This window comes from Streptomyces sp. NPDC003077 (assembly GCF_040611095.1).
Taxonomy (GTDB): domain Bacteria; phylum Actinomycetota; class Actinomycetes; order Streptomycetales; family Streptomycetaceae; genus Streptomyces.
The window spans coordinates 71050-97418 of sequence record NZ_JBEXNM010000013.1; the positions used below are offsets into that span (position 1 = coordinate 71050).

17 protein-coding genes are annotated in these 26369 nt (G+C 72.2%); 15 read left to right on the forward strand and 2 right to left on the reverse strand.

Annotated elements, in window-relative coordinates:
* Nucleotides 1-192 precede the first annotated feature (192 nt).
* The 10 genes from ABZX96_RS12080 to ABZX96_RS12125 all read left to right on the forward strand — a co-directional run bounded on the left by ABZX96_RS12080 (nucleotide 193) and on the right by ABZX96_RS12125 (nucleotide 11158).
* Nucleotides 193-1719 carry a folylpolyglutamate synthase/dihydrofolate synthase family protein gene (locus tag ABZX96_RS12080; protein WP_355541980.1) on the forward strand — a complete coding sequence of 509 codons (1527 nt, stop codon included), beginning with the start codon at nucleotides 193-195 and terminating at the stop codon, nucleotides 1717-1719.
* A 4-nt stretch (nucleotides 1720-1723) separates the two neighbouring features.
* Nucleotides 1724-2071: a DUF4233 domain-containing protein gene (locus ABZX96_RS12085; protein WP_355541983.1), complete on the forward strand. Its 348-nt coding sequence runs from the start codon at nucleotides 1724-1726 to the stop codon at nucleotides 2069-2071.
* Nucleotides 2072-2249: 178 nt separating this feature from the next.
* Nucleotides 2250-2663, forward strand: coding sequence for a nucleoside-diphosphate kinase (gene ndk / locus ABZX96_RS12090; protein ID WP_355541985.1), 414 nt, complete (start codon nucleotides 2250-2252; stop codon nucleotides 2661-2663).
* A 292-nt stretch (nucleotides 2664-2955) separates the two neighbouring features.
* Nucleotides 2956-3975: a rod shape-determining protein gene (locus ABZX96_RS12095; RefSeq protein ID WP_003985182.1), complete on the forward strand. Its 1020-nt coding sequence runs from the start codon at nucleotides 2956-2958 to the stop codon at nucleotides 3973-3975.
* A gap of 528 nt (nucleotides 3976-4503) precedes the next feature.
* On the forward strand, nucleotides 4504-5442 hold the full coding sequence (gene mreC / locus ABZX96_RS12100; RefSeq protein ID WP_355541992.1) for a rod shape-determining protein MreC: 939 nt from the start codon (nucleotides 4504-4506) through the stop codon (nucleotides 5440-5442).
* 3 nt (nucleotides 5443-5445) lie between these two features.
* Entirely contained in the window at nucleotides 5446-6159 is a 714-nt protein-coding gene (gene mreD, locus ABZX96_RS12105; protein ID WP_355541995.1) for a rod shape-determining protein MreD, read from the forward strand.
* Nucleotides 6156-8504 (forward strand): penicillin-binding protein 2, encoded by a 2349-nt coding sequence (gene mrdA / locus ABZX96_RS12110; protein ID WP_355541998.1) that lies wholly within the window; start codon nucleotides 6156-6158, stop codon nucleotides 8502-8504. Before mreD ends, mrdA begins: the two co-directional genes overlap by 4 nt.
* Entirely contained in the window at nucleotides 8501-9709 is a 1209-nt protein-coding gene (gene rodA / locus ABZX96_RS12115) for a rod shape-determining protein RodA (protein ID WP_355542001.1), read from the forward strand. Before mrdA ends, rodA begins: the two co-directional genes overlap by 4 nt.
* A gap of 214 nt (nucleotides 9710-9923) precedes the next feature.
* Complete coding sequence (locus ABZX96_RS12120; protein ID WP_355542004.1) at nucleotides 9924-10517, forward strand: SUKH-4 family immunity protein; 594 nt, start codon at nucleotides 9924-9926, stop codon at nucleotides 10515-10517.
* Between the two features lie 68 nt (nucleotides 10518-10585).
* Complete coding sequence (locus tag ABZX96_RS12125) at nucleotides 10586-11158, forward strand: SUKH-4 family immunity protein (protein WP_355542007.1); 573 nt, start codon at nucleotides 10586-10588, stop codon at nucleotides 11156-11158.
* 111 nt (nucleotides 11159-11269) lie between these two features.
* On the opposite strand, the gene ABZX96_RS12130 is transcribed toward ABZX96_RS12125, so the two are convergent.
* Nucleotides 11270-12883, reverse strand: coding sequence for a SufS family cysteine desulfurase (locus ABZX96_RS12130; protein ID WP_355542010.1), 1614 nt, complete (start codon nucleotides 12881-12883; stop codon nucleotides 11270-11272).
* Nucleotides 12884-13430: 547 nt separating this feature from the next.
* Nucleotides 13431-14813: a family 2B encapsulin nanocompartment shell protein gene (locus ABZX96_RS12135; RefSeq protein ID WP_355542013.1), complete on the reverse strand. Its 1383-nt coding sequence runs from the start codon at nucleotides 14811-14813 to the stop codon at nucleotides 13431-13433.
* Nucleotides 14814-15373: 560 nt separating this feature from the next.
* Between ABZX96_RS12135 and ABZX96_RS12140 the strand changes: the two genes are divergently transcribed.
* The 5 genes from ABZX96_RS12140 to rplU all read left to right on the forward strand — a co-directional run bounded on the left by ABZX96_RS12140 (nucleotide 15374) and on the right by rplU (nucleotide 26364).
* Nucleotides 15374-17008, forward strand: a complete 1635-nt coding sequence (locus tag ABZX96_RS12140) for a CYTH and CHAD domain-containing protein (protein WP_355542016.1) — start codon at nucleotides 15374-15376, stop codon at nucleotides 17006-17008.
* 924 nt (nucleotides 17009-17932) lie between these two features.
* Nucleotides 17933-19858: a TIGR03960 family B12-binding radical SAM protein gene (locus ABZX96_RS12145; RefSeq protein ID WP_355542019.1), complete on the forward strand. Its 1926-nt coding sequence runs from the start codon at nucleotides 17933-17935 to the stop codon at nucleotides 19856-19858.
* 322 nt (nucleotides 19859-20180) lie between these two features.
* Complete coding sequence (locus tag ABZX96_RS12150) at nucleotides 20181-20924, forward strand: TIGR03936 family radical SAM-associated protein (RefSeq protein ID WP_355542022.1); 744 nt, start codon at nucleotides 20181-20183, stop codon at nucleotides 20922-20924.
* Nucleotides 20925-21171: 247 nt separating this feature from the next.
* Nucleotides 21172-25305 (forward strand): Rne/Rng family ribonuclease, encoded by a 4134-nt coding sequence (locus tag ABZX96_RS12155; protein WP_355542025.1) that lies wholly within the window; start codon nucleotides 21172-21174, stop codon nucleotides 25303-25305.
* Between the two features lie 738 nt (nucleotides 25306-26043).
* Entirely contained in the window at nucleotides 26044-26364 is a 321-nt protein-coding gene (rplU, locus tag ABZX96_RS12160; protein WP_355542028.1) for a 50S ribosomal protein L21, read from the forward strand.
* Nucleotides 26365-26369: the final 5 nt, after the last annotated feature.

Below are 26369 nucleotides of genomic sequence, written 5' to 3' on the forward strand. Positions count from 1 at the left end.
GACGGTGATGGGTGACGGGCGGCCGGCGGCCGGGTGACCCCTGGCTTCCGGCCCTGCCGCCCGTCCCCGCGCCGCCCGGCCCCCGCCGTCCCGCCCCCGCCCCCGGCCCGCCGCCTGGTCCCCGCCCCCCGGAGCCCGGCGCTCCGCAGCGCGGCGCGACCGCTGTCAGTGGTCCCTCGTAGACTGTTCCGCGTGAGCGAGCGCCCCCAGAACGACGATCCCGACCCGATTCCCGACCCGGCCGACGCCTTCGACGAGCTGGTCGAGGCGGAGACCGACCGTGACCCCGATCTGGCGGTGATCGAGGCCGGCAGCCGGACGCTGCGCGCGCAGACCGGCCCGCCGCAGGGCGACGGCGTCCCCGCCCGCCCCACGGACCCCGAGCTGGACCGCGCGCTGCGCGAGGTCGAGACCGAGCTGGCGGGCCGCTGGGGCGAGACCAAGCTCGACCCGTCGGTGGAGCGCATCGAGAAGCTGATGGACATCCTCGGCTCCCCGCAGCGCTCGTACCCCTCCATCCACATCACCGGCACCAACGGCAAGACGAGCACGGCCCGCATGATCGAGGCCCTGCTGTCCGCCTTCGACCTGCGCACCGGCCGGTACACCAGCCCGCACGTCCAGTCGGTCACCGAGCGGATCAGCCTGGACGGCGCCCCGATCTCCGCCGAGCGGTTCATCGAGACCTACCGGGACATCGAGCCGTACATCCGGATGGTCGACGAGCAGCAGCAGTACCGCCTGTCGTTCTTCGAGGTGCTCACCGCCATGGCGTACGCCGCGTTCGCGGACGCGCCGGTGGACATCGCCGTCGTCGAGGTCGGCATGGGCGGCACCTGGGACGCCACGAACGTGATCGACGGGTCGGTGGCCGTCGTCACCCCGATCTCGCTGGACCACACCGACCGGCTGGGCACCACGCCCGAGGAGATCGCCGGCGAGAAGTCCGGGATCATCAAGAAGGACGCCACGGTCGTGCTGGCCCAGCAGCCGGTGGACGCCGCGTCCGTCATGCTCAAGCGCGCCGTCGAGGTGGACGCCACGGTCGCCCGCGAGGGCATGGAGTTCGGCGTGCTCTCCCGCGAGATCGCGGTCGGCGGGCAGCTCCTGACCCTGCGCGGCCTGGGCGGCGAGTACCCGGATGTCTTCCTCCCGCTGTACGGCGCCCACCAGGCGCACAACGCGGCGGTGGCGCTGGCCGCCGTCGAGGCGTTCTTCGGCATCGGCTCGCAGCACGCCCGCACGCTGGACATCGACACCGTGCGCACCGCCTTCGCCGCCGTGTCCTCGCCGGGCCGGCTGGAGGTGGTGCGCCGCAGCCCGACCGTCGTGCTGGACGCGGCGCACAACCCCGCGGGCGCGCGGGCGACGGCCGACGCGGTCACCGAGGCGTTCGGCTTCAGCCGCCTGATCGGCGTGGTCGCGGCCAGCGCCGACAAGGACGTCCGCGGCCTGCTGGAGGCGTTCGAGCCGATCTTCGCCGAGGTCGTCGTGACGCGGAACTCCACCGACCGGGCCATGGATCCGGACGAGCTCGCGGCGATCGCCGTGGAGGTGTTCGGCTCCGAGCGGGTGCAGGTCGAGCCGCGGCTGGACGACGCCCTGGAGGCGGCGATCACGCTGGCCGAGGAGGAGGGCGAGTTCTCCGGCGCGGGCGTGCTGGTCACCGGCTCCGTGATCACGGTCGGCGAGGCCCGACTGCTCCTGGGAAGGAACTGACACCATGCGCACGCTGTGTTCGAGCACGCTGATCGGCGAGTTCTTCGTCATCGGGTTCGCGGCTCTGGTGGCGCAGCGGCTGTACGACGTGCCCGTCGGCACGGTCTGGACGGTCAGCGGCATCGCCATGCTGCTGTCCGTCCTGCTGTGCGGGATGATCGGCCGGCCGGGTGGCGTGGCCCTCGGGTGGGCCCTCCAGATCGGGCTGATCGCCAGCGGCTTCGTCGTGCCGACGATGTTCTTCCTCGGCCCGGTCTTCGCCGCCCTGTGGTGGGCGTCGGTGCACTTCGGCCGCAAGGTGGACGAGGCCAAGGCGCGGTGGGCCGCGCAGGCGGGGGCGGAAACGGCGTAGGGGCGGCGCGGAGGCGGGGTCTGCGGTGCGGCGGGGTCGCCGAGCGGCCCGCGCCCGCGCCGGAGCGGCCGGGCGCGCCCCCGGCCCGGATGACGCTCCCGGTCCGGATGACACCCCGTCACCGCCCCCCTGTACCCTTCGCTCACCGCAATCGATTTGCCTGCAAGGAGCCGCACCGATGAGCCAGCGCACCCTCGTACTCCTCAAGCCGGACGCGGTCAGGCGCGGCCTGATCGGCGAGATCATCGGCCGCATCGAGAAGAAGGCGGGCTGGACGGTCAGCGCGATGGAGCTGCGGACCCTGGATCGCGCCATCCTGGAGCAGCACTACGCCGAGCACGTCGGCCGCGATTTCTACGAGCCGCTGGTGGCGTTCATGTCATCCGGCCCGGTCGTCTCGCTGGTCGTGGAGGGTGAGCGGGTCATCGAGGGCGTCCGCGCGCTCGCCGGGCCGACCGACCCGATCAAGGCGCCCAGCGGTTCCATCCGGGGCGACTACGGGACCATCACGCGGGAGAACCTCATCCACGCCTCGGACAGCGAGGAGTCCGCGGAGCGGGAGATCAAGATTTTCTTCCCGGGCCTGTCCTGATCCGCCGCCCATCGCTTCCCACCTGACCAGGGGCGACCGTGCGAAAAACGGTCGCCCTTTGGCATATGCAACGGAATGTGGGGAACGCATCGGCGCGACACGGCGTCCCCATTAAGGAAGGCGGATCCGTGTACCGCCGACAATGGCGGAGGAACCTCGCACCGTGTTCGAGTGGGTGAGACCACGAGACTACGATGGAAGCTTCCGCGCCCAAGGGCGCACCACACCTGCCGACCTCAAGTAAGCATTCGCTCCAGTTGGGAAGGCCAGACGTATCCTCATGGGGAACAACATGTCGTTCATCGGCCGTGACATGGCTGTCGACCTCGGGACCGCCAACACGCTGGTGTACGTCAGGGGTCGTGGGATCGTCCTCAACGAGCCGTCGGTCGTGGCCATCAACACCAACACCGGCGGCATCCTCGCCGTGGGCGCCGAGGCGAAGAAGATGATCGGCCGGACCCCCGGCAACATCGTCGCGGTACGGCCTCTGAAGGACGGCGTGATCGCCGACTTCGAGATCACCGAGCGGATGCTCCGGTACTTCATCCTCAAGATCCACAAGCGCCGTTACCTCGCGCGTCCGCGGGTGGTGGTCTGTGTGCCGTCCGGCATCACGGGCGTCGAGCGGCGCGCCGTGATCGAGGCGTCCACGCAGGCCGGTGCCCGCCAGGTGCACATCATCGAGGAGCCGATGGCCGCGGCGATCGGCTCGGGCCTGCCCGTCCACGAGGCCACCGGCAACATGGTGGTGGACATCGGCGGCGGCACGACCGAGGTCGCGGTGATCTCGCTCGGCGGCATCGTCACCGCCCAGTCCATCCGGGTGGCGGGCGACGAGCTGGACAACGCGATCATCCAGCACATCAAGAAGGAGTACAGCCTTCTGCTGGGTGAGCGCACCGCCGAGAGCATCAAGATCACCATCGGCTCGGCGTACGACCTCGAACAGGACGAGCACACCGAGATCCGCGGCCGGGACCTGGTCTCCGGGCTCCCCAAGACCGTCGTCATCTCGGCGGCCGAGGTCCGCAAGGCCATCGAGGAACCCGTCAACTCCATCGTCGACGCGGTCAAGACGACGCTGGACAAGTGCCCGCCGGAGCTGTCCGGCGACGTGATGGACCGCGGCATCGTCCTCACCGGCGGCGGCGCCCTGCTCCGCGGCCTGGACGAGCGGCTGCGCCGCGAGACCGGCATGCCGATCCACATCGCCGAGGACCCGCTCGACTCGGTCGCGCTGGGCTCCGGCAAGTGCGTCGAGGAGTTCGAGGCGCTCCAGCAGGTCCTGGACTCCCAGCCGCGCAGATAGCGGCTCGCCCGATCCGCCGTACGGGTGGCTGCCACTCCGTACGGCGGATCGCTGATATACAGGCACCCCGCCGCCCGGGAACGAACGGGGGAGCGAGAACCGCACCCCCGGCCCCGTCCCCGCGCGGCCCACCCCCACCGGTCCGACCGACACCACCGCACCCCGCTCCCCGGCCGCCCCGCACCCTCCGCTCCGTACCCCGTCCTCCGCACCACCGCTCCGCGCACCGGCCGCGGCACCCCCGGCCCGACCTCGTCCGCGACCGGTCCCGCGGCTCCGCACACCCCCGCACCACCCCCACCTCCACAAGCTCCGCACCCCCGCACCACCCAACGGCACGACAACGGCACGACCCACCCGGCGCTCCGCCTCGTTCGGGTCCGTGCCACCATCCAGGCACAACGGCAGGAGCCACCGGCCCCACCCCAGGGGACGCACCCGGCGCCCGCCGCTCCCCAAGCTCTCCCAGCGAGACCGGCCCGGACCCGCAGCCGGCCGGTCCTACGAGGAAGGACACGGCCGCCGCACGTGAGGGACACACGAGAGAGCCGGCTGCTCCTGGTGCTGCTGGTCGCGATCGCGTTCGCACTGATCACGGTGGACATCCGCGGCGGCGAGCAGTCCCCGCTCGACGGTGTCCGGCAGGTCGCGGCCTCGGCCTTCGGCCCGGTCGAGAAGGGCGTCGCCACCGTCGTCGACCCCATCGGCAACGCCGTGGGCGCGGTCCGCGACTCCGGCGAGCGCCACACCCGCATCAGCGAACTGGAGCGTGAGAACGCCGCCCTGAAGGCGCGTCTGGGCTCCTCCGACCGCAACCGCAACCGCGCCGCCGAACTGGACAAGCTCCTGAAGACCGCCGGCGCCGGCCAGTACGGCATCAAGGGCGCCCAGGTCATCGCCGTCGGCGCGGCCCAGGGGTTCTCCTGGACGGTCACCATCGACGCCGGGTCCCGGGACGGCATCCGCCGCGACATGACCGTGCTCAACGGTGACGGGCTGGTCGGCCGGGTCACCACGGTCGGCCCGAGCACCGCCACCGTCCTGCTCGCCACCGACCCGGACTTCACCGTCGGCACCCGCATGGAGAAGACCAACGAGATCGGCTTCGCCACCGGCCAGGGCGACCGCACGCTGCGCGTCCAGCTCCTCAACGGCCGGGCCGACGTCAAGCGCGGCGACCGCCTGGTCACGTTCGGCTCCAGCGCCGACCGGCCGTTCGTCCCGGGCGTCCCGGTCGGACAGGTCGTCAAGGTCGAGCCGTCCAAGGGCGATCTGACCCGGACCCTCCAGGTGCGGCCGTACGTCGGCTTCTCCCAGCTCGACGTCGTCGGCGTGGTCGTCCAGGCGCCGCGCACCGACCCGCGCGACACCGTCCTGCCGCCGAAGCCCGCCAAGCCCAAGCCCGCGCCGACGGTCACCGTGACCGCCTCCCCCAACCCCTCCGCGAGCGCTTCCCCCAGGAGCTGACCGATGCGCATCAACCGGATCCTGCTCTCCACGGCGCTGGTGGTCGTGGCCCTGGTCCTGCAGGTCGGCGTGCTGGCACGGCTCCAGCTGCCCGGCGCGGTCCCGGACCTGGTGCTGCTCACCGTCCTGGGGCTCGCGCTGGTCTACGGGCACGTCGGCGGCGCGCTCGTCGGCTTCGGCGCCGGGCTGCTCGCGGACCTCACGCCGCCCTCCGACCACGCGGTGGGCCGGTACGCGCTGGTGCTCTGCGTCATCGGCTACATCGCCGGCCTGACGAGGCCCGAGAACGGGCGGCACCGCTCGGCCACCATGCCGCTGATCGTCGTGGTCGCCGCCGCCATCGGCTCCACCCTGCTGTACGCGGGCGTCGGCGCCCTGGTGGGGGACACCGCGGCCCGTCATGTGGGGCTGGTGAGCCTGCTGTTCACCGCCGCGCTCTACGATCTGCTGCTCGCGCCGTTCGCCGTGCCGCTGGTCATGGCGCTGGCCCGGCGTTCGGAGAACGACCCGCTGGCCGGGGACGGCTCCGGCTCCTCCGGCGGCACCGCCACCAAGGCGGACAACGCCTACGGCTGGCTGGGCAACAGCAAGGGCCTCAAGGCGAGCCGCACGATCCGCACGTCCAAGGTGGACCGCGTCGGCGGCCGGCGTGGCGGGCTGCTCGGCGGGTCCTCCCGGGACAAGGCCGGACGCATCAAGGGGGTCAAGCGACTGTGAGCAACCTTCCCGAGACCGGGCGCACCCCGCGCGTCCGGACCCGCCTGATCACCATCCAGATCCTGGTCTTCTCGCTGCTGCTCACCCTCGGCGGGCGGCTGTGGTACCTCCAGATCCGCAACGGCCAGGAGTACGCGGACGAGGCCGCCAGCAACCACGTCCAGCAGGTCGTCGACCCGGCCCCGCGCGGCGCCATCCTCGACGCCCGGGGCGTGCCGCTCGCCGACAACGAGACCCGCCTGGTCGTCTCGGCCAGCCGCACCGAGCTGCTGAAGATGAAGGACGACGGGAAGGCCGTCCTCGGCCGGCTGGCCAAGGTCCTGGGCATGCCGGAGCAGGAGATCCGCAACAAGGTCCGGCTGTGCGATGCCAAGACCCCGCAGCCCTGCTGGAACGGCTCGCCCTACCAGCCGATCCCCATCACCGACGAGGCCACCACCCAGCAGGCCCTCCAGATCCGCGAGCGCGCCGAGGACTTCCCCGGCATCTCCGCCGAGCCCACCGCCGTCCGCCGCTACGCCGCCCCCGGGAAGGCCAACACCGCCCAGGTCCTCGGCTACCTCTCGCCCGTCACCGACGAGGAGATCCAGAAGGCCAAGAACTCCCGCTCCCCGCTGCTGCGCTCGGACCAGATCGGCCGCTCCGGGCTGGAGCGCACCTACGACAGCGAGCTGCGCGGCAAGGCGGGCGTCACCCGCTACGAGGTGGACAACCTCGGCCGCGTCATCGGCAAGGCCAAGAGCGACCCGGCCGTGCCCGGCGCCAACGTCGTCACCAGCATCGACGCCCGCGTGCAGGCCATAGCGGAACGGGAGCTGAACCAGGCGATGAAGGACGCCCGCAAGGAGTTCGACCGCAACACCGGCCGCAAGTACGAGGCGGACGCGGGCGCCGTCGTGGTGATGGAGAACAAGACCGGCCGGGTGATCTCCATGGCCTCCAACCCCACCTACGACCCCAACTCCTGGGTCGGCGGCATCTCCGCCAAGGACTACGCCAAGCTCACCGGCAAGGACTCCAACTACCCGCTGCTCAACCGCGCCATCCAGGGACAGGCCGCGCCCGGCTCGATCTTCAAGGTCGTCTCGACCTCGGCGGCGGTCAACGCGGGGTACGACTTCGACGGCCGCTACGACTGCTCCAGCTCGTTCAGCATCGGCGGCCAGGTGTTCAAGAACTTCGAGTCCAAGAGCTACGGACCGATCAGTCTCGGTCGCGCCCTGGAGGTCTCCTGCGACACCGTCTTCTACAGCCTCGCCTACCAGCAGTGGCAGAAGGACGGCGGCAACAAGGCCAAGGACCCCCGCGACTGGTTCTACAAGACCGCCCACCAGTTCGGGCTGGGCAAGGAGACCGGCATCGACCTCCCCAACGAGGTCACCGGCCGGGTCCCGGACCGCGAGTGGAAGAAGAAGTTCTGGGAGGCCAACAAGGACGTCTGGTGCAAGGTCGGCAAGAAGGGCGGCACCTACATCCAGCAGCTCTCGTACGAGAACTGCCTCGAAGGCAACAAGATGCGCGCCGGTGACTCCGTCAACTACTCCATCGGCCAGGGCGACACCCTCGTCACGCCGATACAGATGGCGACGATCTACGCGGCCATCGCCAACGGCGGCACGCTCTACAACCCCACCGTCGGCAAGGCGGTCGTCAGCCCCGACGGCAAGCACGTCCAGGAGATCAAGCCCACCTCCCACGGCAGGCTCCCGGTGAACGCCCGGACGCTGCGCCAGATCGACGGCGCGCTGGCCGGCGTCGCCACCCGCGGCACGGCGGCCTGGCGGTTCGGCGGCTGGCCGCAGGACAAGATCCCGATGCACGCCAAGACCGGCACCGCCGAGGTCCACGGCAAGCAGACGACGTCGTGGTTCGCCACGTACACCAAGGACTACACCGTCATCATGACCATCAGTCAGGGTGGTACGGGCTCGGGGGCCTCCGGCCCCGCCGTCCGCAAGATCTACAACGCGCTGTACGGCGTGGACGACAAGGGCAAGATCGACAACAAGCGCGCGCTGCTGCCGAAGCCCGAGTCCAAGCTGCCCGCCATCCAGGACGACGGGACGATCAAGGCCCAGCCGGTCACGTCGGTGGATTACGTGGGGGCGTCCGGGGACGGTCGTGCGTCCGGGGACGGGGGCGGGGCGGGCGCGCAGGCCGGTGCGGGCGAGCCGTCCGGTGGGCCGTCGGACGGGCCGTCCGGTGGGCCTTCGGGTGGCCCTTCGGGGGCCGCTGCCACGCCCGCGAGCGGCCAGTCCCCAGGCACCGGCCCCGATGCCGGTCTGCCGCCCGGCGAACCCTCCAGCGCCGGGCAACCCGCGACAGCCGGGAGGCGGGACCGATGACCAGCTCCTCCTCCGTCAGCCGCTACACCGTCCGCCGCTACAGCCCCGACCGCGGCACCTGGAGCAAGCTCACCGCCCGCGACTCGGTGGTGCGGCGCCTGGACTGGGTCATGATCCTGGCCTGCCTGGCGCTGTCCCTCATGGGCGCGATCCTGGTCTACTCCGCCACCCGCAACCGCACCGAGCTCAACCACGGCGACCCGTACCACTTCCTCTTCCGCCACCTCCTCAACACCGGCATCGGCCTCGCCCTGGCCGCCGGCGCCGTCTGGCTGGGCCACCGCACGCTGCGCGGCGTCATCCCGGTCCTGTACGGCCTGTCCGTCATCCTCGCCATCCTCGTCCTGACCCCGCTCGGCGCCACCATCAACGGCTCGCGGTCGTGGCTGGCGATCCCCGGCGGGTTCTCCCTCCAGCCGGCCGAGTTCGCGAAGATCACCATCGCGCTCGGCATGGCGATGATCCTGGCCTCCCGCGTCGACGCGGGCGACCGCCCGCACCCCGACCACCGCGCCGTCATCCAGGCCCTGGCCCTGGCGGCGCTCCCCGTCGCCATCATCATGCTGATGCCGGACCTCGGCTCCGTCATGGTCCTCGGCGCCATAATCCTCGGTGTCCTGCTCGCCTCCGGCGCCTCCAACCGCTGGATCCTCGGCCTCCTCGGCGCCGGCGTCGTCGGCTGCCTGCTGATCTGGCAGCTCGACCTCCTGGACGAGTACCAGATCGCCCGCTTCGCCGCCTTCGCCAACCCGAGCCTGGACCCCGCGGGCGTCGGCTACAACACCAACCAGGCCCGCATCGCCATCGGCAGCGGCGGCCTGACCGGCTCCGGCCTCTTCCACGGCAGCCAGACCACCGGCCAGTTCGTCCCCGAACAGCAGACGGACTTCATCTTCACCGTCGCCGGCGAGGAACTCGGCTTCCTCGGCGCGGGCCTGATCATCGTCCTCCTCGGCATCGTCCTGTGGCGCGCCTGCCGCATCGCCCACGAGACCACGGAGCTCTACGGCACGATCGTCGCCGTCGGCATCATCGCCTGGTTCTCCTTCCAGGCCTTCGAGAACATCGGCATGACGCTGGGCATCATGCCGGTGACGGGCCTGCCGCTGCCGTTCGTGTCCTACGGAGGCACGTCGATGTTCGCGGTGTGGATCGCGATAGGGCTGCTGCAGTCGATTCGGGCGCAGCGGCCGGTGTCGGCTTAGGGGCGTTGATTGCCGGGCGAGCGGGGGCGGACGGTTATGTCGTTCGTCCTCGCTTCTTTTCGTGAAACTCGCTGCGCGCGGACGCACTGGCGCACATGTGCCGCATGGGCGGGTTTCCGGTGCACAGGGGCCGACTTACGGGCTCCGGGCGGCATGGCAGAGTAGCGGGGGTTCGGCTTGACGCGCTTCCAGTACGAAAGTTGTGAGGGTCTGGATGCTGTGCCCCATCAGCCCCGGCGACCGGGATGTCTTCGGCGAGGCCGGACACGTACTCCGCGTGCCCACCGGCATGCAGCCCCCGCAGTTGACGCATACCGGAACGCGGGAGTTCCTGGCCGACGTGGGCATACCCGTCATCACGGGAATGCCTTTCGCGTTCCCTGGGCCACCGTGGCGTTTGCCGCCGCTCACCGCGTCCGTTGCCGCGTACGAAGTGGAGGCTTTGGGCGAACCCCCCGTTCCTTTGGATCGACTGTTCCTGCTCGGGCGCGCGGTCGACAATCATCTGACCCTGGACGGAGCTTCCGGAGCGGTCTATCTGGCCGACACGCTCGGCGGCACGTGGGAGCTGGTGCACAGTGACCTCTCGTCCCTGACGTACGGGATATGTCTGCTCCACAAGTGCTATGCACGCGAACTGGCCGCCATGGACGACGCCGAGGTGGACGGAGACGCGTATGTCGACGCGTTGGAAGAAATCGCCGAGCGCGTCGAACGGGAGCTGGCACGGGTGGACGGCGCGGCCTTCGAGCCGCTCAATTCCCTGTGGGACGCGATTCTGACGGATGTGGCCGGTGGAATTCTGTAGGGTGCTTGGCTTTGGCTGAGGACACGCATGGCGCGGCGTCGTGTGAGCTGCGCGGGAGGGGTAATTGCATGTCGGCGGACATGACACGGTCGTTGCTGGAGTCGGTCTACGCGGCGGAGAAGATTCTGCGGCTGTCGTCTTCCCAGATCGAGGGAATAGCGCACGCGCCCACGCGAACGTTTCTGACCGAAGTCGGCCTTCCCGACAGTGACGCGTGCCCTTTCTGGTGGGCCGAGGAGTTGGACGGAGGATTGCGGCGGCTCGGGGATTTCCTGGACGCGGAGGAGGACGAGAACGGGGAGGACGGCCTTCCGCCGGAGGCGAGGGGCTGGTTCCGGTTGGGAGGTATCGGTTACGACGATGTGGTCCTCGACGGCTGTTCGGGGCGGGTCTACTGCCTTCCCGAAGAGGCCTTCGAGCCGTATACGTTGAACCGGGATGTCGATTCTTTCGCCCGTTTCCTCTACATCGTCGGTGTGAAGTGGATGAATGCCCATCCGGGGGGCGGGGTCCCGTACCGACAACCGCCGGAGGACATCCCTGACGCCCTGGCGCGTATGCGCGAGGTGGATCCGGTGGGTTTGGAGGACCCGGACTCGCTTTGGCATCGCTGGGCCAGGAAGCCCGGGTGGGCCTACTGAAGCTCGGCTGAACGCCGGGCGGACGAGCACGGCTGCCGTCCGGTTCGCCCCCGGCCGAGCCGCCCGCCTTCCCAGGCGGGCGGCTCGGTCATGAGTCGGGAGCGGCGGAGGTCAGCCGGTGGTCTGTTGGAGTCGGCGTAGCGACTCCGTGAGCATGTCCACCTCCTGGGTCGTGTTGTAGAGGGCCAGGGAGGCGCGGGCGGCGCTGTCCAGGCCGTAGTGGTTGAGGGCGGGTTGGGCGCAGTGGTGGCCGGAACGGATGGCGATGCCGTCGCGGTCGAGCCAGTCGGCGATGGTGGCCGGGTCCACGCCCGCCAGGGTGAAGGTGAGGACGGAGATCCGTTCGGGGGCCGTGCCCAGGATGCTCAGGCCCGGGACGGTGGCCAGGGCCTGCTGGGCGTACTGCGTCAGGGCGGTCTCGTACGCGGCGACGGCCTGGCGGTCGAAGGACGTCAGCCAGTTCAGGGCCGACAGCAGGCCGACCACGCCCGAGATGTGCCCCGTGCCGGCCTCGAAGAGGTGCGGTTCGGGGGCGTAGGTGGTGCGGTCGAAGGAGACGGATTCGATCATGTTGCCGCCGCCCTGCCAGGGCGCCATGGTGGCCAGCACCTCCGGCTTCCCGTACAGCGCGCCGATCCCCGTGGGGCCGAAGAGCTTGTGGCCGGAGAAGGCGTAGAAGTCGGCGTCCAGGGCCTGGACGTCCACCGGGAAGTGGGCCACCGCCTGCGCCCCGTCGACCAGGACCTTCGCCCCGTAGCGGTGCGCCAGCGCGGTCATCTCCCGGACCGGCGGGACGGTGCCCAGCACGTTGGAGGCATGGCTGAGCGCGACGAGCTGGGTCCGGACGGACAGGAGGTCGGCGTAGGCGTTCAGATCGATCTGGCCGTCCGGCAGCAGGGGGACCGGCACCACGCGCGCGTGCCGGTCCGCGGCGAGCATCTGCCACGGGACGATGTTGGAGTGGTGTTCCAGGACGGGGACCAGGATCTCGTCCCCGGGACCGATGTTCGCCTTGCCCCAGGTCTGCGCGACGAGGTTGATGGCCTCCGTGGTGCCGCGCACGAAGACGATGGAGTCGGGTGAGGCGGCGCCCAGGAAGTCGGCGACCGCGGCCCGCCCCCCTTCGTACGCCTCGGTGGCCTCCCTGGCCATGGTGTGGGCGCCCCGGTGGATGTTGGAGTTCATCACGCCGTAGTACGCGGCGAGCGCCTCGATCACCTGGCGGGGCTTCTGGGTGGTGGCGCCGTTGTCCAGCCAGACCAGCGGGTGCCCGTTCACGGTCCGGTGCAGGATCGGGAAGTCCTGCCGGGCCGTTTCCGGGGTGAAGGCGCCGGGCGCGTGCGGGCCGGAGGGGGTCGGGTTGGCGTACGGGGTCCCGTAAGGGGTGGAGGTTCCGGTCCCGGTTCCGGTGACCGCCCCGGTGGGGATCGTGGAGGGCGTCCCGTAGGGGATGCCCGTGGTCGTGGACGCGTCACCCGCCGTCGGGACCGCGCCCGTGGTGGGGACGGTGGCCGGGACGGTCGGGGTGGCCATCGGCGGGGCCTGCGCCGTCGCCGTACTCGGGAGCGATGTGAGGAGGGCGGTGACGAGGCCGGTCAGGGCGGTGATGTCCATGGGTGAGGGCACGCCGGGGGCGGTGGGTGCGCCGGGCACGGTCGGCGTTCCCGGTAGGGAGCCGGTGTTCGGCAGCCCTGGCACGGAGCCGGTGTTCGGTATTCCTGCCATGGACCCGTTGCTCGGCAGTCCCGCCACGGAGCCGTTGCTCGGCATCCCCGTCGTCGAACCCGTAGGGGCCGTCCCGGAGGGCGTGACGCCCGGCACCGAACCCGTAAGGGGTACGCCCGGCACCGAACCCGTAGGGGCCGTCATCCCGGCCGCCGTGCCCGTGCCGGACGGCGCTCCCGGCACCGCGCCCGCAGCCGCTGTCGTCCCCGGCACCGATGCGCCAGGGACGGAGGCGCCGGGGACCGATGCGCCGGGGAGCGAGCCCAAGCCCTGCACTCCCGGGACCTGGACCCCGGGCACTTGCACCCCCGGGACCTGAAGCCCCGGCACCTGGCCGGCCACCGGAGCGGCCTGCGTCTGCCCGGCCTGCCCGGTCTGCCCGTTCGGCGCGGCCGTGGACTGCCCGTTCGGCGCGGCCGTGGACCGGCCGTTCACCGCGGGCTGGTTCGCCTGCGGGTCCGCGGTGCCCGGGGCCGGAGTCGTGGTCGTCCGCGTCTCCTGCTTCGGTTGCGGATCGGCCGGAGGCCGCCCGAAGAGCCCCGAAAGATCAGGAATAGTCATGGTAGTTGGACACCTCGACACCCTGGAGCACCGCGAGCGCGTCCTCGACCAGGACGGCCGCGTTGAAGTAGGCCGTCACCAGGTACGAGGTGATGGCCTTCTGGTCGACGCCCATGTTTCGTATGGACAGGCCCGGTTCGGCCTCGTCCGGCACCGAGGACGGGCGCAGGCCCACCACGCCCTGCTCGGCCTCGCCGACCCGCATCAGCAGGATCTCCGTCGTCCCCGCGCCGTCGGGTCCGTTGAGGCCCACCTTGTCCGAGGGGAGCAGCGGCACGCCGCGCCAGGTCAGCAGCGGACTGCCGAACCGGCTGTCGGTCACCGGGGGCACACCCCGGCGGGTACATTCCCGCCCGAACGCCGCGATCGCCCGCGGGTGCGCGACGAAGTAGGCGGGCTGCTTCCAGACCTTGGCCAGCAGTTCGTCCAGGTCGTCGGGGGTGGGCGAGCCGGTGCGCGCCTGGACGCGCTGGCCCGGCGCGACGTTGTTGAACAGGCCGAAGTCCGGGTGGTTCAGGATCATCGCCTCTTGGCGCTCGCGCAGCGCCTCGACGGTCAGGTTGGTCTGCGCGCGGGTCTGGTCGATGGGCTGGTTGTAGAGGTCGGCGACCCGGGTGTGCACGCGCAGCACGGTCTGCGCCAGGCTCATGTGGTACTCGCGCGGCGCGTCCTCGTACTCCACGTACGTGCCCGGCAGCGCCGGTTCGCCGACGTGACCGGCGGCCAGGTCCACCGGGACCTCGGCGCCGGGCGTCGGCCCCTCGCCGCTGCAGTGCCGGTCCAGCGCCGTGCGCAGCGTCTCGTCCCGCTCGGCGACGCGGGCGAGCGCGGAACGGTCGATGCGCAGCGCGACGCCTGGCGTCAGCGCCCGTACGCGGTAGGGCATGGCTTCGTTGCGGGACCAGGCGTCCAGGTCGAAGAACTGGCCGTCGCCGACGACCTCCAGCAGCGCGTCCTCGCCGTAGCGTCCGGTCACGCGCTTCTCGGCCCGGCCGCGGACGAGTATCCAGAGGTGGTCCGCCTGGTCGCCCTCGTTCAGCAGCATCTGGCCGGCCTCGAAGCTGACTTCGTGACAGGTGCGGGCGAGTTCGGTGAGCAGCCCCTCGTCGGCCTGCCGCAGGTACGGCACCTCGCGCAGGTCCTCGGGGACGAGGTGGTGGGTGCCCTCTTCGGTGTACGTGCTGATCCGGTCGTCACCCAGGACGAACGTGCGGCGGCGGTTGACCCGGTAGACGCCCGACTCGACGTCCACCCAGGGGAGCGCGCGGAGCAGGTAGCGCGGGGTGATGCCGCGCATCTGGGGCGTGGTCTTGGTGGCGGTGGCGAGCTGCCGTGCCGCATCAGGACTGAGTGTCAGTCGGTCGTTCATGGGGAACTCCTTGTGGAGAAGGGCGAATTCGTTCGCTCCGTGACGCCTGCTTCGTCCGGTGACGACCGCACACGCGGCTGACGACCGCATCTGCGGTTGACGACCGCGTCCGCAGCCGACGACCGTGTCCGCGCTGACGGCCGCCTCGTCGGGAGGCGGTTGCCGCGCATGGTGGTGGTCGCGGCGGGGCGGGAGCGCGGTCGCCGTTCCGGCCGCGCCGATCGCCTCGCCGCGTGGTGCGCTCCGTTCGCGGCGTAGCCGTGGTCTCCGCGGGTGTGCGCGGTCGCCACGGCCGTCACCGTTGTCACGTCGACGGGAATTCGCATGGGATCGAGTGCCCCGATCGTGCGAGCCCTCCGCGCCGTCTACAAGACGGCGCATGTCCGAACCAGGCTGGAAATGCGCGTTGGGTAAGAGGTGGGACTTTGCGGACACGTGTGCGATGCGCGCGGCAGGTGCCGCATGGCCTTGCCCGGCGCCTCCCGCCCCTTGTCCGGTCGGGGCCCCGTCCGTCCGTCCGGGGGCTGCCTGCGCGCCGCGCACACGACTAAATTCGATCCATGGCGGACACCGTGCGAGAAATCGAGCGGAAGTACGAAGCGACGGCCGGGGCGCGACTGCCCGACCTCACGGCCGTGCCGGGCGTGGCCGACGTGGTGGACCAGGCCGCCGTCGACCTCGACGCCACCTACTACGACACCGCGGACCAGCGCCTGGCCGCCGACGGCATCACGCTGCGACGGCGCACGGGCGGGGACGACGCGGGGTGGCACCTCAAACTCCCGGTCGGCCCCTCCGTACGCGAGGAGATCCGCGCTCCGCTGGGTGACGAACTGCCCCGCTCGCTCGCCGGACTCGTCCGCTCCCGGGTGCGCGGCGCGGAACTGCGGCCCGTCGTACGGCTCAGGTCGCGCCGCGAAGTCCGCCAACTGATGGGCACGCAAGGCGAGTTGCTGGCCGAGGTCGGCATCGATGCGGTGCGCGCCGAGCGGTGCGGGGACGGCCGGGCCAAGGGCGTCACCTGGACGGAGATCGAGGCCGAGCTGAGCGAGGGCGCCACCCCCGGACTCCTCGACGCCATCGACGGCTGCCTGCGCGCCGGCGGGCTCCGCCCCAGCTCCGCCCCGTCCAAACTGGCCCGCGCGCTCGCGGAGACGGCCCCGGGGGAGGGCGGTGAGGACGGGGCGGGAAGGCGGCGGGGCAAGGGCGGCAAGGGCGGCAAGAGGGCGGGGCGTGTCAGAGGCGTGACGCGAACTGGGGCCGTTCCAGGTTCCGGTCCAGGTTCCGGGAAGGGGCGGGCCGCCGCTCCGGAGACCGCCGGTGACGTGGTCATGGGGTACGTACGGACCCAGGTGCGGGCGCTCGTCGAACTCGACCCCGCCGCACGCCGGGACCAGCCGGACGCCGTGCACCGGATGCGGGTGGCGACCCGTCGGCTGCGCAGCGCCTTCCGGTCCTACGCCCGGGTCCTCGACCGCGCCGTGACCGACCCCCTGGGGGACGAACTCAAGTGGCTCGCCGGTGAGTTGGGCGTCGACCGGGACCGGGAGGTGCTCACCGCACGGCTTCAGGAGGGGCTGGCCGGTCTGCCGCGGGCGCTGCACCTCGGGCCCGTGCGGACCCGGTTGCGTACCTGGTCGGCGGCCCGGCGCACGGGGTCCCGGCGGCACCTGATCGCGGTGCTGGACGGCGCGCGGTACCTGGCCCTGCTGGAGGCGCTGGTGGCGCTGGCCGCCGCGCCGCCGCTGCGCGGGGCCGCGCGGCGGGCGCCCGGCGCCCTGCTGCCCAAGGTCGTCGAGCGGGACTTCGGGCGGCTGGCGGCGCGGATGAGCACCGCGCTGGCCGAGCCCGCGGGTCCCCGCCGGGACGTGGCGATGCACGAGGCGCGCAAGGCGGCCAAGCGGACGCGGTACGCGGCGGAGGCGGCGCGCCCGGCGCTCGGCGCGCCGGCCAAGAAGTTCGCCGCCCGGATGACCGCCGTGCAGGAACTGCTCGGCGACCACCAGGACAGCGTGGTCGCCCGCGAGGCACTGCGGGACATCGCCGTGCAGGCCCATTCGGCAGGGGAGAGCGGCTTCACCTTCGGGCTGCTCTACGGGCGGGAGGAGGCCGTCGCGGCCACCCGGGAACGGGAGCTGCCGGAACTGTGGGAGGACGTGGCCCGGCCGGAGCATCGGGCGGCGCTGCGGGGGTGAGGTCTGCCGGGGGTGAGGTCCGCGGGGGGTGAGGTCCGCGGGGTGGGGCGAGACCCGAGTGCGAGTCCCCGGGGGTGCGCTGAGGGCGGGCTTCGTCGCGCTGGGGAGTGGGCGGGGCGGCGGCGTCAGGCCGTGGTGCTCGGCGCGCCCGGGTGAGACGGCGGCGGTGAGCCTTTGGCGTGCACCGGGAGCCGGCCGGGCCGGGCGCGGCATCGATGCGGAGCCTCCGTCATGGCCTGCGTCACGCGCCCCGGCCTCCTGCCCGGACGACCACGGCCTTCGTCACGCACCACGGCCTCCGGCCCGGACGGCCACGGCCTCCGTCGCGCATTACGGCCTCCGGCCCGCACCTGCCCGGGCCGGGCCCTGCGGCGTGACCTCCTCCGCGGCCCCTCGTTGCTCCTCGTAGATTTTTCGACGCAAATCGATGCTTTTGGTGGCTTTGCCGTTTTTGTCGATCACCGTGCCGAGTGACGTGACAGGAGGTCCGGGCGGCGTTGAGGGTGAGCTTCGCTACCGCGTCCGTACGACGCCGGCCCGCGCACACGGAGCGTGACGTACGCCGGTCCGCACGCCGGCGCCCCCACCGGCCTGTCCGCCCGCGCGCACGCCGGACCACCCGCCGTCCCGAGCGCCGCCGCCCCACAGGGTGCGGCCCCGGCCCCGCCCGCGGTGGGATGCCTCACTCCACCAGCAGGGGGACGCCTCACTCCACCCGCCGTGGGGCGCGCCCCCTCGTCCACCGCGAGGCGCGTCCCCTCCGCCACCGTGGGATGCGCCACTCCGCGTGCACCGCCCCATCCCAGGTCACCGGCCCGCGCGGGCGCCGTGGTCACGTGCGGTCACGGAACACCGGTACGAGTCCCGGTCCCGACCGCGTTAGGCTTGAGGGTCGCTCCTGCCGGCTCACGAAAGTTCGCGAGTATGTCTGCCGATTCGGTCTTCCCGCAGCTCGAAGCTCTGCTCCCGCATGTGCAGAAGCCCATCCAGTACGTCGGTGGAGAACTCAACTCCACGGTCAAGCCGTGGGAAAGCTGCGACGTGCGCTGGGCCCTGATGTACCCGGACGCCTACGAGGTCGGGCTGCCCAACCAGGGCGTCATGATCCTCTACGAGGTCCTCAACGAGCGTGAGGGCGTCCTCGCGGAGCGCACCTACAGCGTGTGGCCGGACCTCGAAGCGCTGATGCGCGAGCACAACGTGCCGCAGTTCACCGTGGACGCGCACCGCCCGGTCGGCGCGTTCGACGTCTTCGGCCTCTCCTTCTCCACGGAGCTCGGCTACACCAACATGCTCACGGCCCTCGACCTGGCGGGCATCCCGCTGCGCGCCGAGGACCGCACGGAGGACCACCCGATCGTGCTGGCGGGCGGCCACGCCGCCTTCAACCCGGAGCCGATCGCGGACTTCCTGGACTGCGCGGTGATCGGTGACGGCGAGCAGGCCGTCCTGGAGATCACCGACATCATCCGCGCCTGGAAGGCCGAGGGCCGCCCGGGCGGCCGGGACGAGCTGCTGTTCCGCCTGGCCAAGACCGGTGGCGTGTACGTCCCCAAGTTCTACGACGTGGAGTACCTGGCCGACGGGCGGATCGCGCGCGTCGTCCCGAACCGCTCCGGCGTCCCGTGGCGGGTGTCCAAGCACACCGTCATGGACCTGGACGAGTGGCCCTACCCCAAGCAGCCGCTCGTCCCCCTGGCCGAGACCGTCCACGAGCGGATGTCGGTCGAGATCTTCCGTGGCTGCACCCGCGGCTGCCGTTTCTGCCAGGCCGGCATGATCACGCGTCCCGTCCGGGAGCGAAGCATCACCGGCATCGGCGAGATGGTCGACAAGGGCCTGAAGGCCACGGGATTCGAGGAGGTCGGCCTGCTGTCGCTGTCCTCCGCGGACCACACCGAGATCGGCGACATCGCCAAGGGGCTCGCCGACCGGTACGAAGAAGACAAGATCGGTCTGTCGCTGCCGTCGACCCGAGTCGACGCGTTCAACATCGATCTCGCCAACGAGCTGACGCGCAACGGCCGCCGGTCCGGCCTGACGTTCGCTCCCGAGGGCGGCAGCGAGCGCATCCGCAAGGTCATCAACAAGATGGTCTCGGAGGAGGACCTGATCCGCACGGTCTCCACCGCGTACGGCAACGGCTGGCGGCAGGTGAAGCTGTACTTCATGTGCGGCCTGCCGACCGAGACCGACGAGGACGTGCTCCAGATCGCCGACATGGCGGTCAACGTCATCGCCGAGGGGCGCCGCGTCTCCGGCAAGAACGACATCCGGTGCACCGTCTCCATCGGCGGCTTCGTCCCCAAGCCGCACACGCCGTTCCAGTGGGCGCCGCAGCTCAGCGCCGAGGAGACCGACGCCCGCCTGGAGAAGCTGCGCGACAAGATCCGCGGCGACAAGAAGTACGGCCGCTCCATCGGCTTCCGCTACCACGACGGCAAGCCCGGCATCGTCGAGGGCCTGCTCTCGCGCGGCGACCGCCGCGTCGGCGCGGTGATCCGCGCGGTCTACGAGGACGGCGGCCGGTTCGACGGCTGGCGCGAGCACTTCTCGTACGACCGCTGGATGGAGGCCGCCGAGAAGACGCTGCCCGAGTACGGCGTCGACGTCGACTGGTACACCACCCGCGAGCGCACCTACGAGGAGGTCCTGCCCTGGGACCACCTCGACTCCGGGCTCGACAAGGACTGGCTCTGGGAGGACTGGCAGGACGCCCTGGACGAGACCGAGGTCGAGGACTGCCGCTGGACGCCGTGCTTCGACTGCGGGGTGTGTCCTCAGATGGACACGAGCATTCAAATCGGACCTACCGGGAAGAAGCTCCTGCCGCTCACCGTCGTCAAGTAGGGGCGCCTCGATCGTCCGCGTCCGCCTTGTCGATGGGCGCGGGCGAGCGCTCCCGGCTTCCGGCCCGGTCCCCGCTGTTGTGCGGGGACCGGGCCGGTCGCCGTTCGGACGGCATCCCGGCGTCCGGCATTCGGCATCCGGGACGCGTGCGCCGCAAGGGCTCCCCGGGCCCCGTCAACGGGCCGGGTGACCCCCCGCCCAACCCCTCCGGGAACCCGGGGGCCCCCGGGCACGTACTCTTGGTAGCAGTACGACCGCACTCACGAAGGACTGAGCGACACTGGGCAAGCGACAGCCCGAAGGCCCGCCGCCCGCACCCGCGGTGCAGCGCATCCGACTGCGTTACACCAAGCGAGGCCGCCTCCGGTTCACCAGCCACCGCGACTTCCAGCGCGCTTTCGAGCGGGCGCTGCGCCGCGCCGAGGTCCCCATGGCGTACTCGGCGGGTTTCACGCCGCACCCCAAGGTGTCGTACGCCAACGCCGCCCCCACGGGTACCGGCAGCGAGGCGGAGTACCTGGAGATCCAGCTCGCCGAGCGCCGTGACCCGGCGCCGCTGCGCGAGCTGCTCAACGTGTCGCTGCCCGACGGCCTGGACATCGTCGACGCCGTCGAGGCCCACACGAGCGGCCTGGCCGACCGGCTGGAGGCCTCGGTGTGGGAGATCCGCCTCGACGGTGTCGAGGTGGAGGAGGCGCGCCGCGCCGTCGAGACGTTCCTCGCGGCCGACGAGGTTCCGGTGGAGCGGCGGACGAAGAGCGGGATGCGCACCTTCGACGCCCGGGGCGCGGTCGCGTCCCTGGAGGCCGCCGCGTACGCGGGCGATAGGCCCGGTGGTGGTGCCTGTGCGATACTGCGGCTGGTTGTTCGGCATTTGACACCTGCCGTACGACCCGACGACGTCCTGTCCGGTCTCCGCGCTGTGGCCGACCTGGCGCCGCCGGTCCCCGCTGCGGTGACCAGGCTGGCGCAGGGGCCGCTCGATGAGGAGACCGGCGCGGTGACCGATCCGCTCGCGCCCGACCGCGACGCTGCCCCGGCCGCCCCATCGACGGCCGCCGGCTGAGTGTCGCGAAGGCGCCGGACGGTGCTGTAGCAGGACCGCCGTCGCCGCGCCGCCGGTCGACCAGGGAGCCACCCCGGTTCGGCGGACGCACTGACCAGTAGACTTTCGCCGGTCCCGGCACGGGCCCGGCGAGCGAGACGACAGCTCCCGCGCGGCGCCCGCGCCCCGGAGAGCGGCACCGCATCTCACGCGGGCCGCCACCGGAAGAAGGCGCGGCGCCCGGGAGCGTGACGGGAGAACCGCCCGCATGCTCGAACCCATTGAGCCCACGGAATCCAACGAACCCACGGGGCAGCGCCCCGCGGACTCCACCCCCAGTGACACCCTGCCGCCGCGAAGGCGTCGCCGCGTGGCCTCCCGCCCGGCGGGTCCGCCGATGGCGGCGGGCGTCGCCGAGTCCGGCGCGACCGGCGGCCCGGCCGAGAGCACGCCGCGGCCCGCCGAGGCCGCCGCGGAGAGCGCCGCGCCGACCACCCCCGCCGAGGACGAGACCAAGCCCGCGCGTACCCGCCGCCGGGCGACCCGCAAGGCCACCGCGCCGGCGGGTTCGCCGCGAGCGAACGAGGGCGCGGAGGAGACGCCGGCGGAGCAGCCCGCCCCTGAGGCCCCCGCTGCCGCCGAGCCGGTCGCCGAGGACGAGGCACCGCGCCGCCCGCGCCGCCGGGTCACCCGCCGGGTGTCCGCGCCGGCCGGTCCGCCGCAGGGCGAGGCCGCCGAGGCCGCCGCCCCGGCTGTTTCCGAGAGTGCCGCCGCGCCGGTCGCCGAGGCGCCCGCAGAGGCCGTCGCTCCTGTAGAGGAGACGAAGCCGGCCCGTACCCGCCGCCGGGCGACCCGCAAGGCCACCGCCCCCGCCGGGGCCCCCCGTGCCGCCGCCGACGAGGCCGAGGCGCCCCGCGCCGCCGCCGAGCCGGTTCCGGCCGCCGAGGTCCCCACCGCAGACGCCCAGGCCCCCGAGCCGGAGGCCGCCGCGCTCGCGGACGAGGCCAAGCCGGCCCGTACCCGCCGCCGGGCGACCCGTAAGGCCACCGCTCCGGCCGGGGCGCCGCGCACGGCGGAGGTCGCCGAGCAGCCGGTGACCGCGCCCGCCGAGCCGCTGGACGCCGCGCAGCCGGAGGCCGCGCCGCTCGCCGCGCCCGTCGTCGAGGAGGAGGCGCCGCGCCGCCGCACCCGCCGCCGCGCCGAGCGCGCCGCCGAGCCGGTCCAGGCCGAGCGCGCCGCCGAGGAGCCGCGCGCCGAGGAGACCCCCGAGCCCGCCGGTCGCGGGCGCCGTCGCGTGCAGAAGCCGCCGACGGCCGTGTTCCAGGCCCCGGTCTTCACCGAGCCGACGTTCCAGACGCCGGAGAGCGCCGCCGCTGCCGCCGCGGCCGAGGCCGCCGCCGCGCAGGAGGAGCGCGCCCAGGAGCGGGACGAGCAGCCCGCCGCCGGGTCGCGCCGCCGTCGCCGCCGGGGTGCCGCCGCCGAGCCCGAGCAGGTCACCCCCGTCGTGCCCGACGAGGAGACCGACGAGGACGAGGACGCGTACACCGCCGAGGACGAGGAGGCGGGCGAGGCCGCGCAGGCCGAGGACGAGTCCGGCGAGCGCCCCTCGCGCCGCCGTCGCCGGGGTGGCCGTCGCCGCCGCCGGGGCGAGGCCGCCGAGAACGAGGAGCAGACCGCCGAGGGCGAGGAGCCCGCGGAGGCCGAGGAGCCGGCCGCCGAGGAGAGCGCCGAGTCCGCCGCCGAGGAGGACGAGGAGCAGCAGGTCAGCGGCTCCAGCAGCAGCCGCCGCCGTCGCCGTCGCCGTCGCCGCAGCGGTGAGGCCGCCGAGGCGGAGGCGCCGGGCGACGACCCGGAGCGCACCGTCGTCAAGGTCCGCGAGCCGCGCAAGCGGGACGAGGCCGCCTCGGACGAGGTGCAGTCCATCAAGGGCTCCACGCGCCTGGAGGCCAAGAAGCAGCGCCGCCGCGAGGGCCGCGAGCAGGGCCGCCGCCGGGTGCCGATCATCACCGAGGCGGAGTTCCTGGCGCGCCGCGAGGCCGTCGAGCGTGTCATGGTGGTCCGCCAGAACGGCGAGCGCACCCAGATCGGTGTCCTTGAGGACAACGTGCTCGTGGAGCACTACGTCAACAAGGAGCAGGCCACCTCGTACGTCGGCAACGTCTACCTGGGCAAGGTCCAGAACGTGCTGCCCTCGATGGAGGCCGCGTTCGTCGACATCGGCAAGGGCCGCAACGCCGTCCTGTACGCGGGCGAGGTCAACTTCGAGGCGCTGGGCATGGCCAACGGGCCGCGGCGCATCGAGACCGCGCTGAAGTCCGGCCAGTCGGTGCTCGTCCAGGTCACCAAGGACCCCATCGGCCACAAGGGCGCCCGTCTGACCAGCCAGGTCTCGCTGCCGGGCCGCTACCTGGTCTACGTGCCCGAGGGCTCGATGACCGGCATCAGCCGCAAGCTGCCCGACACCGAGCGGGCGCGTCTGAAGCAGATCCTCAAGAAGATCGTCCCCGAGGACGCGGGCGTCATCGTCCGTACCGCCGCGGAGGGCGCGAGCGAGGAGGAGCTGGCGCGCGACGTCACCCGGCTCCAGGCGCAGTGGGAGGAGATCCAGAAGAAGGCGAAGAGCGGCACCGCTCCGACCCTGCTGTACGGCGAGCCGGACATGACCGTCCGCGTCGTGCGCGACATCTTCAACGAGGACTTCTCCAAGGTCATCGTCAGCGGTGACCAGGCCTGGGAGACCATCCACGGCTACGTCTCGCACGTCGCCCCGGACCTCACCGACCGGCTCCAGAAGTGGACCTCGGACGTCGACGTCTTCGCGACCTACCGGATCGACGAGCAGCTGATGAAGGCGCTGGACCGGAAGGTCTGGCTGCCCAGCGGCGGTTCGCTGGTGATCGACAAGACCGAGGCCATGGTCGTGATCGACGTCAACACCGGCAAGTTCACCGGCCAGGGCGGCAACCTCGAAGAGACCGTCACCAGGAACAACCTGGAGGCGGCCGAGGAGATCGTGCGCCAGCTCCGGCTGCGCGACCTGGGCGGCATCGTCGTCATCGACTTCATCGACATGGTGCTGGAGTCCAACCGCGACCTGGTGCTGCGGCGGATGCTGGAGTGCCTGGGCCGGGACCGCACCAAGCACCAGGTGGCCGAGGTCACCTCGCTGGGCCTGGTGCAGATGACCCGCAAGCGGGTCGGCCAGGGGCTGCTGGAGTCCTTCTCCGAGCCGTGCGTGCACTGCAACGGGCGCGGCGTGATCGTCCACATGGACCAGCCGACGTCGTCCGGCGGTGGCGGCAAGCGCAAGAAGAAGGGCAAGGCGGCGGGCGGTCAGCACGACCACCACGCGCACGCCGAGGCCGAGCAGGCCCCGGCCGCCGTGGAGGACACCGCCCCCGAGCTGGAGCCGGCGCCGGTCACCGAGGCCGAGCTGCGGCCGGCGGTCGCCGACACCGACGAGTGGTTCAGCAGCCCGGCCGAAGCCGAGGCCGCGGCCGGGGTGCGCGGACGGGGCCGCCGCCGGGTGAGCCGGAAGGCGTCCGCCCCGGCGGGCGCGCCGAAGGCCGCCGAGGAGGCCGCCGCGATCGTGGTGCCGGCGTCGGAGCCGGTCGTCGCGCCGGAGGCCGAGTCCGCGCCGGTCGAGGAGCGTGCGGCTGCCGCTGACGCTTCGGGTGCCGCTGCCTCTTCGGGTGCTGTGGATTCTTCGGTGGTCGCGGACTCCGCCGCCGTCGCGGAGCCGGAGGCCGTGGCGACGGAGCCGGTCGTGGAGGCCGCGCCGCCGCGTCCGCGCCGTCGGGTGACCCGTAAGGCGACCGCTCCGGCGGGGCCGCCGCAGGTCTCCGGGGACGCGCCCGCGAACGCGCTGCCCGGCACGGACGCCGAGACGGCGGAGCCCGTCCCGGCGGCGCCGGTCACGCCGGCGGAGCCCGTTGCCGAGCCCGCGGAGCCTGTCGCCGAGGCGGCCCCCGAGGGCGCGCCGGTGACGGAGGTCGCCGAGGCCGGGGAGGTCGCGGAAGCGGCGCCCGCGGCCAAGAAGACCGCGAAGAAGGCGACGCGCAAGACGGCCGCCAAGAAGACGACCGCGAAGAAGGCGACTGCCAAGAAGGCCGCGGAGCCGGCCGAGGAGGCAGTCGGCGAGGCGGCCGGGGAAGCCCCGGAGGCGGCGGCCGAGGAGAAGGCTCCGGCCAAGAAGACGGCGGCCAAGAAGACCACCGCCAAGAAGGCCGCGGCCAAGAAGACGGCGGCGAAGTCGACGGCGGCGAAGAAGACCACCGCCAAGAAGACGACGGCGAAGAAGACGACGAAGAAGGCGGCGGCCAAGAAGACCGCCGTGGCGGCCGAGCAGCAGTCGGCGCCGTCGGTGTCGTCGGACTCTTCGGGGTCGTCCGAGAGCGCCTAGGGGGTTGGGGGTCCGGGGCCTTCGGGTTCCGGGCCTTCCTCTGGGGCTCGGGGCTTGGGGGCTTGGGGCTTCGAGTCGCGGGTCGCGGGGCTTCAGGTCGGCCTCGGGCCTCTGGGGCTCCGCTCTCCGGGCCTTGCCTTCGGGTCGGCTTCGGTGGAGGGGTAGGTCCCTCCGGGTTCGTCCCTGCGGGATCGGCCCTCACAGGGTGGTCCCTTACGGGACGAGCCCTTACGGAGCGGTCCCTTACGGGACAGGCTCCTACGGGTACGCGTTCGCGCCCCGGGTGCAGATGGTGCGCCCGGGGCGCGGGCTTTTGGTGGCCATGGGGTGCTGCCTTGTGGGGGCGATCCCGTAGGGGCCGGCTTCCCTAGGGGCACGACCCGTACGGGCCGGCCCCCTGGGGACGTAACCCGTAGGGGGCGGTGCGGACGCGGACGGTCCCCTGGGGACGTGTCCCCTACAGGCGATTCACGGCCCGGCCCACCCCCGTGAGCACCGCCCGGCGATCAGGCCTCCCACCCGGCCCACCGTGCCCGGACCCGGTTTGACCCGCTGGTCGGTGCCCCGTAACCTTGACCTTCGGCGTGTGCGAATACGCCACACCATCTGAGCAAACACCTCCCGGCCCGTCCGGGAGAGGCCGCTCGTCCTCTTGGATGTACCGGGTCCGTTCCCGTATGGGTCCGCGTGGGCGGCTGGCATCAGTGGTCCCGTTTCTAGCGAGAGAGTGAGAACCGCGTGTACGCGATCGTGCGCAGCGGCGGCCGTCAGCACAAGGTTGCTGTCGGTGACGTCATCGAGGTTGACAAGATTTCCACCGGCAAGGTGGGCGACGCGGTCGAGCTCTCGACGCTGCTCGTCGTCGACGGCGAGTCGGTTACCAGCGACCCGTGGGTGCTGGCCGGGGTGAAGGTTTCGGCGGAGATTGTGGACCACCACAAGGGCGCCAAGATCGACATCCTGAAGTACAAGAACAAGACCGGCTACCGCAAGCGGATCGGTCACCGCCAGCAGTACACGGCGATCAAGATCACCGGCATCGACTCGCCGGCGAAGTAAGGGAC